The organism is Mesorhizobium sp. FG116 (genome assembly GCF_057809835.1).
In genome coordinates this window covers 94,613-110,505 of the sequence record NZ_JBMDKS010000001.1, presented here as the reverse complement: position 1 = coordinate 110,505, position 15,893 = coordinate 94,613, and the positions used below count along the sequence as shown (strand labels likewise).

General features: G+C 63.4%; 13 protein-coding genes and 1 tRNA gene. 6 read left to right on the top strand and 8 right to left on the bottom strand.

The features are described 5' to 3' along the window. The 5 genes from ACODTY_RS00470 (at position 1) to ACODTY_RS00450 (ending at position 5,495) form a co-directional block, all read left to right on the top strand. The gene (locus tag ACODTY_RS00470) at positions 1–1,176 is read left to right on the top strand and encodes a branched-chain amino acid ABC transporter permease (RefSeq protein ID WP_488992334.1); all 1,176 of its coding nucleotides are present in this window, start codon (positions 1–3) and stop codon (positions 1,174–1,176) included. After that, positions 1,173–1,958, top strand: a complete 786-nt coding sequence (locus ACODTY_RS00465; RefSeq protein ID WP_488992333.1) for an ABC transporter ATP-binding protein — start codon at positions 1,173–1,175, stop codon at positions 1,956–1,958. The genes ACODTY_RS00470 and ACODTY_RS00465 overlap by 4 nt, the downstream gene beginning before the upstream one ends. Further along, entirely contained in the window at positions 1,951–2,652 is a 702-nt protein-coding gene (locus ACODTY_RS00460) for an ABC transporter ATP-binding protein (RefSeq protein ID WP_488992332.1), read from the top strand. The genes ACODTY_RS00465 and ACODTY_RS00460 overlap by 8 nt, the downstream gene beginning before the upstream one ends. A gap of 128 nt (positions 2,653–2,780) precedes the next feature. Further along, the gene (locus ACODTY_RS00455; RefSeq protein WP_488992331.1) at positions 2,781–3,818 is read left to right on the top strand and encodes an extracellular solute-binding protein; all 1,038 of its coding nucleotides are present in this window, start codon (positions 2,781–2,783) and stop codon (positions 3,816–3,818) included. A gap of 75 nt (positions 3,819–3,893) precedes the next feature. Beyond that, positions 3,894–5,495, top strand: a complete 1,602-nt coding sequence (locus tag ACODTY_RS00450; RefSeq protein ID WP_488992330.1) for a GMC family oxidoreductase — start codon at positions 3,894–3,896, stop codon at positions 5,493–5,495. A gap of 69 nt (positions 5,496–5,564) precedes the next feature. On the opposite strand, the gene ACODTY_RS00445 is transcribed toward ACODTY_RS00450, so the two are convergent. After that, the gene (locus tag ACODTY_RS00445; RefSeq protein ID WP_488992329.1) at positions 5,565–7,634 is read right to left on the bottom strand and encodes an oxidoreductase; all 2,070 of its coding nucleotides are present in this window, start codon (positions 7,632–7,634) and stop codon (positions 5,565–5,567) included. 267 nt (positions 7,635–7,901) lie between these two features. Between ACODTY_RS00445 and argE the strand changes: the two genes are divergently transcribed. Continuing rightward, a complete protein-coding gene (argE, locus tag ACODTY_RS00440; RefSeq protein WP_488992328.1) occupies positions 7,902–9,068 on the top strand; it encodes an acetylornithine deacetylase in 1,167 nt (388 codons plus the stop codon). 3 nt (positions 9,069–9,071) lie between these two features. On the opposite strand, the gene ACODTY_RS00435 is transcribed toward argE, so the two are convergent. From ACODTY_RS00435 to ACODTY_RS00405, 7 genes are all read right to left on the bottom strand, one after another. Continuing rightward, positions 9,072–10,004, bottom strand: coding sequence for a LysR family transcriptional regulator (locus ACODTY_RS00435; RefSeq protein WP_488992327.1), 933 nt, complete (start codon positions 10,002–10,004; stop codon positions 9,072–9,074). Positions 10,005–10,054: 50 nt separating this feature from the next. Then, positions 10,055–11,545, bottom strand: coding sequence for an aldehyde dehydrogenase (locus ACODTY_RS00430; protein ID WP_488992326.1), 1,491 nt, complete (start codon positions 11,543–11,545; stop codon positions 10,055–10,057). 21 nt (positions 11,546–11,566) lie between these two features. After that, a complete protein-coding gene (locus tag ACODTY_RS00425; RefSeq protein WP_488992325.1) occupies positions 11,567–12,241 on the bottom strand; it encodes a DUF1028 domain-containing protein in 675 nt (224 codons plus the stop codon). Between the two features lie 5 nt (positions 12,242–12,246). After that, positions 12,247–12,663, bottom strand: coding sequence for a RidA family protein (locus ACODTY_RS00420; RefSeq protein WP_488992324.1), 417 nt, complete (start codon positions 12,661–12,663; stop codon positions 12,247–12,249). Between the two features lie 216 nt (positions 12,664–12,879). Continuing rightward, the gene (locus ACODTY_RS00415; protein ID WP_488992323.1) at positions 12,880–14,154 is read right to left on the bottom strand and encodes a flavin-containing monooxygenase; all 1,275 of its coding nucleotides are present in this window, start codon (positions 14,152–14,154) and stop codon (positions 12,880–12,882) included. A gap of 203 nt (positions 14,155–14,357) precedes the next feature. Further along, positions 14,358–14,434, bottom strand: a tRNA-Arg gene (locus ACODTY_RS00410). A gap of 92 nt (positions 14,435–14,526) precedes the next feature. Next, positions 14,527–15,690, bottom strand: coding sequence for a M20 aminoacylase family protein (locus ACODTY_RS00405; protein ID WP_488992322.1), 1,164 nt, complete (start codon positions 15,688–15,690; stop codon positions 14,527–14,529). Positions 15,691–15,893: the final 203 nt, after the last annotated feature.

Sequence of the window (15,893 nt, the reverse complement as noted above, 5' to 3'; positions counted from 1 at the left end):
ATGCACGCTCCCGCATCATCAGCAGCGCCCGGCATCGGGCAGGCGATCGCCTTCACCGTCCTGTCGCAACTTGCCGGCGCGGCCTTCCTCTATTTCGTGCTGAAAGCCGAAGGCGGCTGGCAGATCGTCGGCCTGCTTGCCCTGCTTGGCGCGGGTTTCTACCTGCTGGAGCGGTTGCCCTGGATCACCGACTACGCAATGGCCAGCATGGCCCGCGTGCCTTTGGTGACCTTGGTTACCGCAGCCGTCGTCGTACTCGGCTTCCCGTTTGTGGTCGGCTCCAACACCTATGTCCTGCATCTTTTGATCGTGGCGCAGCTCTATGCCGTTCTCGCGCTGGCGCTCAACTTCCAGCTCGGCAGCGCCAACATCCCGAACTTCGCCACCGGCGCTTCCTACGGCATCGGCGCTTATGTCTCGGCCCTGCTGGCCATCAATTTCGGCCTGAGCTTCTGGCTGACGCTGCCGCTCGCCGCACTCGCCGCCACCTTGTTCGGCTTCGTCATCGGCATTCCCTCGATGCGCACCCGCGACACCTATCTCGCGCTCGTCACCATCGCCTTCGGCGTCGTCGTCCAGCAACTGCTCAACAATTTCGACTGGACCGGCGGTCCGAACGGCCTCGTCGGCATTCCGGCTCCCAGCCTGTTCGGCCACTCCTTCGCCGACCCGCTCGTCGTCTTCGGCTGGAAGCTGCCGAGCCAGGCGAATTTCTACTATCTGTCGGCGGCGCTCGTCGTCGTTGCCATCATCACCGCGCACCGGCTGCACGGCTCGCGTATCGGGCTGGCATGGAACGCGCTGCGCGCCGACGAAATCGCGGCCAAGGCGCAGGGCATCAACGTCGCCTGGTACAAGGTGCTGGCTTTCGCCGTCGATGCCTTTCTCGCCGCTTTCGCCGGCACCATCTACGCCTTCTATGTCAGCTACATCTCGCCCGACAACTTCACCTTCCTCGTCTCCGTCACCATCATGACCATGGTCATCGTCGGCGGCATGGACAACATCTTCGGCGTCATCGTCGGCGCCTTCCTGCTCACCGTCCTGCCGGAAAAGCTGCGCGCCTTCGCAGACTACCGCCTGCTGTTCTTCGGCGTCGTCATCATCGGCTTCCTCATGATCCGCCCGCAGGGACTGTTCCCGCAGCGCATGCGCCGCTATGGAGGCGAGCCATGAGCGTCCTCCTCAAGGTCGAGAACGCGACCATGCGCTTCGGCGGACTGGTCGCGCTGAACGATGTGAGCTTCTCCATTGACAAGGGTTCGGTCCTTGCGGTCATCGGCCCGAACGGTGCCGGCAAATCAACCTTGTTCAACGTTGTCACCGGCGTCTACCGCCCGACATCCGGCAAGGTTCTGTTCGACGGAGCCGACATCACCGGCAAGCCGTCCTACGAGGTGGTGGAACGCGGCATCGGCCGCACCTTCCAGTCGTCGCGCCTGTTCTCAGACTTGAGCGTCCTCGACAACGTCATCATCGGCATGCACACCCGCACCACCACCGGCGTGCTGGATGCGCTGTTCCGGCCGGGCAAGTCCCGCCGCGAAATGGCCGCTTGCGTCGAAAAGGCCGAAGCCCTTTTGAAGAGCGGTTCCGGCGACCTTTACGAACAGCGCTATCGCCCGGCCGGTGCGCTCGCCCAGGCAGACCGGCGCAGGTTGGAGATCGCCCGCGCGCTGGCTTCGCAACCGAAACTGCTCCTGCTCGACGAGCCTTCCGTCGGCATGGACGAGACCGAGACGCAGGCGCTGATCGCCGACATCGTGCGCCTGCGCGATGTCCATCCCGATCTCTCCGTCATTCTCATCGAGCACGACATGCAGGTGGTCGACGCCTTCCCGGACCATGTCATGTGCATCGACTATGGCAGCCGCATCGCCGAGGGCGATTTCGCCTCGGTCAGGGCCAATCCGCGTGTGCAGGAAGCCTATCTTGGAAAGGCGGCCGCCCATGCTTGAGCTGAAAGACGTCGATACCGCCTACGGCTCCGTGCCGATGCTGCGCGGCCTCACCCTCAGCGTGCGGCAGGGCGAACTGGTCTGCCTGCTCGGCCCGAACGGCGCCGGCAAGACCACCACCTTCATGGCCGTTTGCGGCGTCGTCCGCGCCTTGCGCGGCGCAGTCGAAGTGATGGGCAAGGACATCGGCAAACTGGGCACCGAGAACCTTGCCGCACTCGGCGTCGGCCTCGTCCCCGAAGGCCGCCGCCTCTTCCCCGGTCTGACTGTCATCGAGAACCTGCGCCTCGGCTACGACGCCGTTTCGGGACGCGGGCCGAACTTCGAAGCCCAGCTCGACAAGATGTCCAACCTGTTCCCGCGCATCCGCGAGCGGCTGCGCCAGGTTGCCGGCACGCTTTCCGGCGGCGAGCAGGCGATGGTGGCGCTGGCCCGCGCGCTCATCGGCGAACCCAAATTCGTCGTCATGGACGAGCCTTCGCTCGGCCTGTCGCCGAAGCTGATCAGCGAGTATTTCGAGATCACGCAGGAAATCCATCGCCGCGGCACCACCATCCTTTTGATCGAGCAGAACGCCGAAATGGGCCTCGGCATCGCCGACCGCGGCTATGTGCTGGTCAAGGGCAAGGTCGCGCAGGAAGGCGACGCCAAGGAACTGTTGTCCTCCAAGGCGGCCAAGAGCCTTTACCTTTAGCGGCGTCACCTGCCGGACGTATCCGTGCAGGAAAAGGCTTTTCCTAATCAGCGCGTCGGGTGAATCAAATTTATCCCCGACAGTGGTTTGTTATCGTTGCCCCCGGGAAAAACTCACAGGGGAATGCTATGTCGATAAAAAACCGCATGCAGGCGCTTGCTGGCGCGTGCGCTCTCGGTCTGGCCTTGACCGTGTCGGCACATGCCGACGGCAGTCTGTCGATCTACGCCTGGGCCGATTCAATCGCGCCCGACGTGGTCGCGAAATTCGAGAAAGAAACCGGCATCAAGGTCACCGTCGATGCCTTTTCCTCCAACGAAGACCTTCTAACCAAGCTGCAGGCCGGATCGTCCGGCTATGACATCGTCACGCCGTCGCAGCACTTCGTGAAGATCATGATCGATTCGGGCCTGCTCGAGGACATCGGCGCGACATCGATGGAAGCCTACCAGCAGATCCTGCCCGAATGGCAGAAGCCATGGTGGGACCCGACCGGCAACTACTCCATCCCGCTCGCTTTCGGCAACGCCGGCTACACGGTCAACCGCGACATCTACAAGGGCCCGGTCGACAGCTGGAAAACCTACTTCGAGCCGCCGGCGGAACTGCAGGGCAAGATCGCCAGCTTGGCCCAGCCCGATGAAGTCATCCCGGCCGCCCAGAACTATCTCGGCATCGAATATTGCAGCGAAGACCCACAGAAGATGAAGCAGGTTCTCGACCTGCTGCTCGCCCAGAAACCCTATGTCGCGGTGTATTCCAGCGACAACATCGAAAACCGCATCGGCAGCGGCGAAGTCGCAGCGCATTTCTGGTGGGACGGCAACACCATGCGCGTGCGCCGCAACGACAAGGCAAACGTCGAATACGCCATGCCCAAGGAAGGCCTCGTCGGCTGGCTCGATTCCTATGTCGTGCCGAAGGGTGCGGCCAACATCGACAACGCCAAGAAGTTCATCAACTTCATGGCCTCACTCGAAAACGCCACCGACCAGTACAACTATTACGGCCATTCCTCGCCGGTGAAGATCGACGAGACCAAGGCCCTCTACAACAAGGAAAACGCGCCTGAGCTGTTCCCGACCGTCCCGGTCAAGATGGGCCAGGCCTGCTCGCCGGCGGCGCAGGAACTCGTCACCAAGGTCTGGACGCAGCTACTCCAGTAACAGCCGCCTAGTAACAGTCACCATGTCAGCCGGGGCGTTCGCGTCCCGGCTCCTTTCTCCCATCGCAGAGTGACCATGCCGCAAGACAGCTTCGACTACATCGTCATCGGAGCCGGCTCAGCCGGCTGCGTCGTTGCCAATCGCCTCAGCGCCGATCCGTCCGTCCGCGTTTGCCTTGTCGAAGGCGGCGGCAGCGACGACAGCGTGCGCGTCAGGGTCCCGGCCGGCATCCTCTCGCTCTATGGCAATCCGAACTACGACTATTGCTATGTCGGCGTTCCCCAGCCCAACCTCAACAATCGCCGCATTCCGGTAAATCGCGGCAAGGCGCTCGGCGGTTCGACCTCGATCAATTCGATGGTCTATATTCGCGGCTCTGCACAGGACTACGACCAGTGGGCCGCGCTCGGCTGCAACGGCTGGTCATATGAAGACGTGCTGCCGGTGTTCAAAAAACTCGAACGCAATCGGCTCGGCCAGGACCACCGCTACCACGGCGCCAGCGGCGAACTGTTGGTCGACAATCCGCGCGATCCCAACATCCTGTCGAAAATGTTCGTCAAGGCGGGCGCCAATGCCGGCATTCCCGCCAACAGCGATTTCAACGCCGAAAGCCAGTTCGGCCTCGGCATCTACAATGTCACCCAGGATCGCGGCCAGCGCTTCAGCGCCTACAGCGCCTTCATCCGCCCGGTGCTAAACCGCCCCAATCTTACCGTGCTCAGCAATTGCGAGGTGATCGACCTTGCAGTTACCGCAGGCCGCGCATCAGCCGTCAAGGTCCGCCATGAAGGCGCCACAAAGACGCTTGGCGCAGCGCGCGAAATCGTTCTGTCGGCAGGCGCCATCGCCTCGCCGGCGATCCTGATGAGTTCCGGCATCGGCCCGGCTGCCGAACTGAAAGAAATCGGCATCGATCCCGTCATCGACCTCCCCGGCGTCGGCAAGAACCTGCAAGATCACGTCGACGGCATGATCACGGTGCGCTCGTCCAGCACGAAGACGCTCGGCCTTTCTCTCCCGAACCTGCCCAGCATGATCGCCGCCCCGTTCCAGTATTTTGCGCGCCGCAAAGGCATGCTCACCACCAACTATGTCGAGGCCGGCGGCTTCGCCAGGACGAAATATTCGGACGGCCAGCCCGACATCCAGTTCCACTTCGTCCCCGGCTACCGCAGCCATCGCGGCCGGCTGGTCGAATATGGCCACGGCTACGCCATCCACACTTGCGTGCTACGGCCAAAAAGCATCGGCGAGATCCGGCTGTCGAACGATGCCGCGCACCGCAACATCCTCATCGACCACCGCTTCTTCTCCGACGATCACGATGCCGGGGTCCTGGTCGAAGGCATCAAGATCGCCCGCCAGATTTTCGCCTCATCCGAGTTCGATGAAATCCGTGGCGCGGAAATGCTGCCCGGCAAGAACGTACGCACCGACGACGAAATCCTCGCCTACCTGAAGGCCGAGGCGCTGACCGTCTATCACCCGGTCGGCACCTGCAAGATGGGCACCGATGTGATGGCGGTCGTCGATCCGGCCACGCTGAAAGTGCGCGGCGTCGAGGGGCTGCGCGTTGCCGATGCCTCGATCATGCCGATGCTCATCAGCGGCAACACCAACGCGCCGACCATGATGATCGGCCAGCGCGCCGCCGACATGATCCTCAAGGGCTGACCGGTCGCCTGATTTGGCACCAAAAGCGGGCGAACCTGTCCAACGGGTTCGCCCTTGTTGCTCAGGCCGTCACTCCGCAGCCAGCGCCGTCACCTCGCGCCGGAAGGGCAGCGCATCGCCGATATCGGCTTCGTCGAGTTCGCGCGCGAAGCGATGGCCGGCATAGGTCGCCCAGGCGATCGGCCCCGGCGCTTCGGCGTCGCCGATCACCTTGATCGAGCGGATGCCATTATCGGCCCATTCAGCACGGCGCGCCTTCAGTTCCTGCCACACGCCGTCGTCCTGGCTGCGCGAGGTGACAAGCACCACCGCATCCGCGCCAAGCACCTGCTCCGCACCTGTATAGGCGCAGGCCGTCACCACGCCATCGGCGCGAATGCTGGTGACGGCGCGGTTGAGCACGATCTCGACGCCGAGTTCCGCAAGCCGGCGATGGATCGCGCCCTGCTCCAGCGTGTTGCGCGTCCAGTCAGACACATAGGCCGACGCGGTCACCAGCGTCACCTTTGCACCCTGCCGCGCCATCAGCTCGGCCAGCACACCGCCCATGTAATAGTGATCGTCATCAAACAGCACGACATTGCCGGATGGCACCTTGCCCGCCATCAAATCGTCCGGCGTGTAGACCGGCATCGCCTGGTCCATCGGCATCGGCACGACATGCGCGCGGGCTACCCCATCCCGCCGCCACGTCGCCCCGGTTGCGATTGCGATGTTCTCGAAGCCGAAGGCGAGGATATCGTCAGCCGACAACCGGCTGTCGAAATAGACCTCGACATTCGGCATCTGGCTGATCTGGTACTGGCGGTAGTCGCGCACCCGTCCCCAGGCGGAAAGCCCCGGCAGGCGGCATTCGCGCGCCACGCGCCCGCCAAGTTCGGTGCCGGCTTCGGCAATCGCCACCTGGTAGCCGCGCACGCCAAGCGCCCGCGCCGCCTCCAGTCCCGCCGGTCCGGCACCCACGATCAACACGCTCTCGCTTTCGCCCTTCGCCTGCATCCGCTCCGGGTGCCAGCCCTTGCGCCACTCCTCCATGAAGGTCGGGTTCTGCGTGCAGCGCGAAATCGACATGGTCATGTCGCCGGTGATGCAGATGTTGCAGCCGATGCACTCGCGAATGTCCTCGATGCGGCCTTCCTCGACCTTCTTCGGCAGGAACGGATCGGCGATCGAAGGGCGAGCGCAGCCGATGAAATCGAGCGTGCCGGACTTGATCATCTTCACCATCACGTCGGGCGAGGTAAAGCGGCCGACGCCGACCACCGGCTTCGAAGTCAGCTTCTTGATGCCGGAGACGAGGCTTTCCTGCGCCCCTTCCTCCTTGAACCGCGACGGCCCCGAACAGTCCTCCCACGCCCCATGCGCCAGGTCCCAAAGGTCTGGCAGGTCGGCATGCATCTCGATCATGTCGCGCACTTCGGAGTTGGCGAAGCCGAGTTCGCCGATCATCTCGTCCAGCGAAAGCCGCAGCGTCAACCCGCAGGTTTCGCCGATGGCGTCGCGCCCTTCCTCGATCAGCTCGCGCATCAACCGCGAGCGGTTCTCCAGTGAGCCGCCATACTCATCGGTGCGCTGGTTGGTGGCGGTGGAAAGAAAATGCTGGATGATGCCGAAACCATGTGCGCCGTAGAGGCAGACGAGGTCGAAGCCCGCCTGCTTGGCCCGCTTGAAGGCGTTGCGGTGCCAGCGGCGCAGGTCGCGAATGTCTTCCTTGTCCATCGCGCGCGCCTGCACCGGATCGTTGGTGAAGGTGCGGATCGGCAGCGCCGACGGCCCGCGCGGCACTTCCTTGGTGTAGAGGTTCGGGCCGTTGATGCCGGAATAGGCAAGCTGGATGCCGGCCAGCGCGCCATGCTGGTGCATCGCCTTGGCCATCTTGGCCAATGCCGGAATGTCGGCGTCGTCCCAGAGCCTGAGTTCAATGAACGGCGTGATCTCCGAGGTATGATGCATCTCGGTCTGCTCGGTGAAGATAACGCCCCAGCCGCCTTCCGACTTGGTGCGCCGCATTTCCGCTGCTGCCGAAGGATCGCGATAGCCGCCGCCATTGCAATGCGGCACCTGGTAAAAGCGGTTCTTGGCCGTTACAGGGCCGATCTTCATCGGCTCGAACAGGATGTCGTAGCGTGGATCGCGCATTCAAGTCCCCTTCCTGCGACCGCATCCTGAAGCGCCTCACGGGCGCACACGCGGTCTGGCCCTCAGCCATTGGGTTGGTGCCGTGCTTGTAGTCATAGGTCGAAGCTCGGCTTGGAAAATTACTGATTTCTTCTCCACCGATTAGGAGCCGCCTAACCAGCCTTGCCAAAGACCCACAAAGAACCGATGCAAGGCAAAGCCAAATGCGACTTCTACTCAACGGACCTGGGGTGTTATCAAGCGCCAACACGATGAGGCAGACCCCCAATGAACACTATCCCGATCCTGGAAAAACTGCTCGGCTTCGCAACGGTCAGCCGTGACTCCAACCTCGACCTGATCGGCTTCGTCACCGACCTGCTCGGCCAGAACGGTATAGCCTCCACCATCATCCACAGCGAGGACGGCCACAAGGCGAACCTCTACGCCACCGTCGGTCCGGCCGACCGTCCGGGTGTCATGCTGTCCGGCCATTCCGATGTCGTGCCGATCGACGGACAGGACTGGACATTGCCGCCCTTTGCCATGACCGAGCGCGACGGCAAGCTCTATGGCCGCGGCGCAGCCGACATGAAGGGCTTCATCGCTTCGGCGCTTGCCGCCTGCATCAAGGCATCGACGATGCAATTGCGCACGCCGCTTCATCTTGCCATTTCCTACGACGAGGAAATCGGCTGCATCGGCGTCCGCAGCCTTGTCGAAATGCTGCAAGGCGCGCCGCAAAAGCCGCTTCTGTGCATCGTCGGCGAGCCGACCAACATGCAGGTGGCCACCGGCCACAAGGGCAAGATCGGCGCGCGCGCCTTCTGCAAAGGGCGCGAAGGTCACTCGGCGCTGGCCCCGCTCGCGCTCAACGCCATCCATCTCGGCTGCGATTTCGTTTCGGCCCTTCGCAGCGAACAGGACAGGCTGGCTAGCGAAGGCGCGCGCGACGGCGACTACGACATTCCCTACACCACCGTCCACGTCGGCAAGATGAATGCCGGCGTAGCCCTCAACATCGTGCCCAACCTCTGCCAGATCGATTTCGAAATCCGCAACGTCGCGGCCGACAACCCGGAGCACATATTGGACGGTTTGCGCGCCGAAGCTGCCCGCATCGCCGACGCGGCCAAATCCATCGCGCCCGAAGCGGCGATCGACATCGAGGTCTTCAACACCTATCCCGGCCTCGATACGCCCGCTGCCTCGCAAGCGGTCGCCTTCGTCAAGTCGCTGACCGGCGCCAACGGCACCATCAAGGTCGCCTTCGGCACCGAGGGCGGGCTTTTCAGCCGCGACGTCGGCACGCCAACCGTGGTGTGCGGACCGGGTTCGATGGCGCAGGGTCACAAACCGGACGAATTCGTCAGCATCGAACAGCTTCGCCGCTGCGACGACATGCTTGAAAAGCTGCTGCAGCGGCTGACCGAGGCCGCGCCTTTGGCGATATAGCCGCTAAGCCAGGCGCTCGGTACCGAACACGCCCTGTTCGACGACGAAGCGCCGGCAATGCTCGATGAAGGCCTGCACCGTTTGCGTCCGGTGCTCGGCGTGTGGCAGTGCGATGCCAAGGGTCAGCGGGCGCAGATCGCCGGCCAGCGGCAAAAATGCCATCGGCTTGCCGTCGGGGGCGAGTGTATTTAGCGGGCGCATATTGGCGATGCCGTAGCCGAACCCGTTCGCCACCATCGTGCGCATCACCGCAATATCGCCCGTGCGCTCGGCGATGTTGGGCCGGATGCCGCGCTGGTGGAAGGCCGACAGGAAGTATTCGCGGCTGAACGGCAAATCGAGCAGCACCATCGGCTCGTCGACCAGTTCCTCCGGCGTGATCGCTGCTTTGCCGGCAAACTTGTGATCCTGCGGCAGCATCACATAGGCCGGAACCAGCATCAGCGGCTCGAACGCGAAATCCTGCGAGAGTTCGAGATCGTAGGTCAGCGCGACATCGATTTCGCCCCGCTGCAGCATTTCCAGCAACTGGCCCTGGTTGCGCTCGAATTGCCTAACCCGCACGTCCGGATAGGTCGCTTCGAACTTCCGCCTGAGGGAAGGCAGCACGATCTGCGCGAAGGTCAAAAGGCAGCCTATCGCAAGCGGACCGCGCACCTTTTCCGCGATATCGCCGGCAATGTCGTGCAGCGCGTCGGCATTGGCGAGCAGCCGCGACGCTTCCTTGAGGAACACCCGGCCGCCTGCGGTAAGCGACAGTCCATGAGAATGCTTGCGCACGAAAAGCTGGACGCCGAACTCCGCTTCCAGTTGCGCGATCGAAGCCGAAATCGACGGCGGCGACACGTTGACCTGCTCGGCGGCCTTGGCAATCGAGCCGGCTTCGCCCACGGCAACGAAATATTCCAGCTGTCTGAGCGTGAAGCGTAGCGGCATGGGCAGCTATGTTGCCCGTTTGAAGGTCTGGATCAAGTCTCCGCCGCCTCTCAGTACTTGATCCAGGTCGTTTTGAGCGCCGTGTACTTGTCGAACGAATGCAGCGACAGGTCGCGCCCGAAGCCGGATTGCTTGATGCCGCCGAACGGCGTCATCGGGCTCAGCGCATCGACGGTATTGACCGAAACCGTGCCGGCGCGCAGGCGTCCGGCAATGCGGTGCGCGCGCGACAGGCTGTCGGTCCACAGCGATGCGGCCAGCCCGTAGATGCTGTCATTGGCCATGCGCACCGCCTGCTCCTCGTCATCGAAGGCGATGACCGAAAGCACCGGGCCGAAGATTTCGTCGCGCGCCAGCGGATCGCCATGGCCGACATTGTCGAAGATCGTCGGCTGCACGAAGCTGCCGCGTCCGTTGACGCTAACCTGCCCGCCACCTGCCACCAGCCGCGCCGATTTCTTGCCCGCCTCGATGAAGCGCATGACATTGGCCGTGTGGTTCGCATCGACCAAGGCGCCCATCTTCGAGGCCGGGTCGAGCGGATCGCCCGGCTGGGTGGCGGCAGCGCGCTCGGCCAGCTTTTCCACCAGCGCGTCCTTGATCTCGCGCTGCACCAGAAGCCTCGAATTGGCCGAACAGACCTCGCCCTGGTTGAAGAAAATGCCGAAGGCGGCCATGTCGGCTGCCGCGTCGAGATCGGAGCAATCGGCAAAGATGAGGTTCGGGCTCTTGCCGCCTGTCTCCAGCCACACCTGCTTCATGTTCGACTGCCCGGAATATTGCAGGAACATCTTGCCGACGGCCGTCGAGCCGGTGAAAGCAAGGCAATCCACGTCCATGTGGCGGCCAAGCGCCTGCCCGGCCGTTTCGCCGAGACCCGGCACCACGTTGAGCACGCCCGCCGGCAGGCCGGCCTCCATCGCCAGTTCGGCCAACCGGAGCGCCGAGAACGGAGACTGCTCCGCCGGCTTCAGCACCACCGAATTGCCTGCCGCCAGCGCCGGCGCGCATTTCCACGTCGCCATGTCGAGCGGGAAGTTCCACGGCACCACTGCGCCGATGACGCCGAGCGGCTCGCGCCGCACCAGCACGAGGTCGCCTTCGCCCGTCGGCGCAACCTCGTCGTAGACCTTGTCGATGGCTTCGGCGTACCACTGGAAGATCGCCGCCGAGCCCGGCACATCGACGGTCACGGCATCGTTGACCAGTTTGCCCATGTCGAGCGATTCCAAAAGCGCAAGCTCGTGCAGGTTTTCGCGCAGCAGGCCGGCAAGCCGCAACAGCACTTCCTTGCGGTGTGCCGGGCTGGCCCTTGACCATGCGCCGGATTCGAAGCTGCGCCGAGCGGCGGCGACCGCAAGGTCGATGTCTTCTTCGCCGCCCAGCGCCACTTGCGCAAGCGTCTCGCCGGTCGCCGGATTGATGCTGGCAAACGTCCGGCCCGAGCGCGCAGCCACGGCCTTGCCGTCGATAAACGCCTTGTCGCGAAAGCGGATCGCCGATGCCTTGCTGATCCAGTCCTTGTGGCTGAGTTCGCTCATCATCGGCTCCTGCTTGGTTGTCTATTCGTCGCCCGGCACGCCGTAGCTCGGCGCATCGGTCGGGTTGAGTGCGCGCGTCACATAGGCGTCGAGCTGCGGCTTGTAGATTTGCCAGACCGAGGCCAGATGCTCGATCGGGCACTCTTCGGTCCAGTCGCAGCGCAGGTCCGCCACCGGCCATGCCACCTCGCGCACCAGCTTCATCCCCGCGGATCGCACCGGCCCGGCCTCGCCGCCGGCCTTCAGCGCAGCACGCATGGTGGCGATGATGCGGTCGCCGAGATGGCCTTCGGACGACAGGAACGCGTCGACCATCGCTTGCGGAACACCGTCATTGGCGAGCAGGTTGCCGCCGCAGGCGACGTTCTCCGCCCGCGCCTCGGCCCAGGTGCCGAGCGCCTTCGGGCCGGAATGGATGGCGGTGATGCCCTTGGCATCGACGGCAAGCACTTGCCGGTATTCGGGATAGGCGCCGGTCCGTTTCAGGATGGCGACAGCTTCGGCAGCGGAAGCGCCGCGCGCCATCAGTTCCAGCCCGCGTGTGCCAAGCGTCGGATCGGTGACGTTCTGGCTGGCGATCGCGCCGACGCCGGCCTGCGCATAGGCACAACGTGCCGCAACCGCCGGTGAAGAAGACGACACCGCAACGCCGAACATGCCTGTTTTCGCGCAACGCGCGACGATGGAGAATGTCATGGCTCTCAGTCCGGAATGACGGCTGTTCCGTCGATCTCGACCAGCCAGCTCGGACGGGCCAGCGCGCTTACCACCAGTCCGGTCGAAACCGGGTGCACGCCCTTGATATATTCGCCCATAGTCCGGTACACCGCCTCGCGATGGCGGACGTCGGTGATGTAGACCACTACCTTCACAAGATGCTCCATCTTGCCGCCGCATTCCTCGATGAGCTGCCTGATGTTCTGCATCACCTTGTGGGTCTGCTCCACGGGGTCGTGGCTGCCGATATCCTTGGCCGTGTCGAGATCCTGTGGGCACTGGCCGCGCAGGTAGATGGTCCTGCCGCCCTGCGTCACCACCGCCTGACACAGATCGTTGTCGAGCTTCTGCTCGGGATAGGTGTCCTTGGTGTTGAACTTGCGGATACGGGTATGCGCCATCTTTGGTCTCCATCGGGTCAGGCTACGGCATGCGGCCCCTGCACCACTTGTCATCGATGGCGCAAGGACCGCAGGCTGCATGTGAAGTCATGTTTTCATAAGGCGGGCAGGCTTTGAAAGAAGTGTCTTTCTCATCGCTGCTAAGGACGCTCCTAATCGGAGCACGAAGCACAACAGGCAGGCCGGGCGGCGCTGCCTGTAATCCAGTTCAGCGACCTATGCCACTTCGGTCTGGCGTTTGGCGGCCGCGTGGTAGGCGAGATACTTGCGCTGCGTCGAAATGCGGTCGGCCAAGTGCTTGGCGTCGTGCCAGACGCCCCAGATGAAGCTCGAGCCCCGGCGCGACTGCCACGGCAGGCCAAGGAAATAGATACCGGGTTCCGCCGACACGCCGCGATGATGCTGCGGCCTGCCCTTGTCGTCGAAGGCATCGACCTTCAGCCAGCTATAATCAGCAGCATAGCCGGTTGCCCAGATGATCGAGGTGATCCCGGCATCGAGCAGGTGCAGCTCGAGGATCGGATTGGTCATGCAGTCCGGGTCCGGCAATATCTTGCGCGCATCGGGCTCCAGCGGAAGATCGAGGCCGTTGCGGGTCACATAGGCGTCGGCCTCGTCCAGCAGCGACATCAAATTGGCATCGCCGCGCGAAACGTTTTCGACAAGGTCAGGCGCAAAGCTCATCACGCCGTCCTTGTAGGATTGCGTCCGGCCGACGAGCGTCATGCCTTGCGCGGCAAGCCGCCGGAAGTCGATCGTCTCGCCGCCGCGCGCGCCGCTCACCGCAATGGTGACGTGCTCGGTGCCCGGTCCCGGCGTTTCGGCGTCCCATTTGCCGAGCACGCCCAGCCACCAGCAGAAATCGCGTTCCCGATAGGCCCGCGGCGGCCGGTCGTGCGGCCCGACCGAAAGGTAGACGCGCTTGCCGGAGCGCAAGAGTTCGTCCGCGATCTGCACGCCGGACGATCCGGCGCCCACCACCAGCACCGCGCCCTCAGGCAGTTGCTCCGGGTTGCGATAGGAATTGGAGTGCATCTGCAAAAGACCGGAATTTTCCGGAACCAGCGCCGGGCTGACCGGTCGCTGGAACGGACCTGTCGCGGCAATGACGCTGTTGGCCTCGATCACGCCTTCGGAAGTCTCGACGCGGAAGCCGGGACGCCCAACATGCCTGCGCACCTCCTTCACCTCCACGCCGCAGCGGATGGGGGCTGCGATCATGTCGGCATAGGCGACAAAATAATCGGCCACCTTTTCCTTGGCGACGAAGTCGTCGGGCCCGTCGCCCTGGAACTCCATGCCCGGAAAGCGGTCGTGCCAGGCCGGCCCGTTGGCGACCAGCGAATCCCACCGTTCGGAGCGCCAGCGCTCGGCGATGCGCGCCCGCTCCAGCACAAGGTGCGGCACGCCTGCCTTGGTCAGGTGCTCGCTCATAGCCACCCCTGCCTGGCCAGCACCAACAACAAGCGTGTCTATTTTTTCAACCGGCATTTTTGCGTCCTTTTTTGGCTCTCCACGGGCTCCTGCGGGTCCGATGGAGGTCTGACGCTGGTTTAGCCGAGGGGCCGGAATGCGAAAATTACGATTTCATGTTGCACTGCTTAGCTTGTCCCTAAACGCGGGCGATCGGGCATGCGCAGACGCACTGCCCGACTACGGCCAGACGGGACTGCATCGCTTTCAAATGCGGAAAGTGGTGATCCCGACAGGAATCGAACCTGTGACCTACAGATTAGGAATCTGCCGCTCTATCCTACTGAGCTACGGGACCACTCGGCCAGACACATAGCGGCTTCACGCCGCTTCGCCAAGCCGAAGCCGGCCGAAAAATCCGGCCACTCTAAAAAATGAAACGGCCGCGCCTTACGCCGCCAGCGCCGTCTCCGTCAGCTTCACCCAATAGCTCACGCCATGCGCAATCGCTTCGTCGTTGAAATCGTAGGCTGGATGGTGGAGGCCGGCGGTCGCGCCGTTGCCGATGAAGATGAAGGCGCCGGGCCGCGCTTCCAGCATATAGGAAAAGTCCTCGCCGCCCATCACCGGCGGCATGGCGCGGTGCACCTGGCTTTCGCCGGCGACGCTTGCGGCGATGTCGCTGGCAAAGGCCGTTTCGTCCGGGTGGTTGAAGGTCACCGGGTAGTTGGCGTCGAAATCGAGCTCCACCGTCACGCCATAGGTCGCCGCCACGCCGTCGCAGATGGCGCGCACCCGCGCCTCGGCAAGCTTGGCTACTTCCTTCTTCAGAGTGCGTACCGTGCCGGCCAGCTCAGCTTGTTCCGGAATGACGTTATAGGCGTCGCCTGCATGGAACTTGGTAATCGACACCACCACCGCCTCGACCGGATCGACATTGCGCGAGGCAATGGTCTGCAGCGCGCCGACGAGCTGGCTGCCGATGACGATGGGGTCGAGCGTGCCGTGCGGCATCGCCGCGTGACCACCACGCCCCTTGATGCGGATGGTGAGTTCCGCCGTTGCCGCCATGATCGGGCCGGGGCGGATGGCGAACTGGCCGACCGGCAGGCCGGGCATGTTGTGCATGCCAAACACCTTGGCGATGCCGAAACGGTCCATCAGGCCGTCCTTGACCATCTCATTGCCGCCGCCGCCGCCTTCCTCCGCCGGCTGGAAGATCACCGCAACCGATCCGGCGAAATTGCGCGTTTCGGCAAGATACTTGGCCGCACCCAAAAGCATAGCCGTGTGCCCGTCATGGCCGCAGGCATGCATCTTGCCGGGAACGGTCGAAGCATAGGGCTTGCCGGTGATCTCGCTGATCGGCAGCGCATCCATGTCGGCCCTCAGACCGATGGTGGAGCCGTTGCCGAGATTTCCCCTGATGATGCCGACGACACCGGTCTTGCCCAGCCCCGTCACCACGTCGTCGCAGCCGAATTCCTTCAGCTTGGCGGTAACGAAAGCCGCCGTCTCGAAAACGTCGAAGTTCAGTTCGGGCGTCTGGTGCAGGTGCCGGCGCCAGCCGGCGACTTCGTCCTGCAGTTCGGCGGCGCGGTTCAGGATCGGCATGATTGTCACACTCGTTGGTGGTTTTAGCGAGTTTTAAACAGTTGGGAGGAGCCTGCCATAATTGTGAAAGGCTCAACCTTTGCCATGTTGATGTCACATAGGCTAAATAGCAACTGCGCGAAAGCTGCCGGGCGGCTCCAACGGCAGGCTGGCAGTTCCGCACGGAAATCTTAGGAAGCCGCAGGCGGCTACGGCAAGAGGCG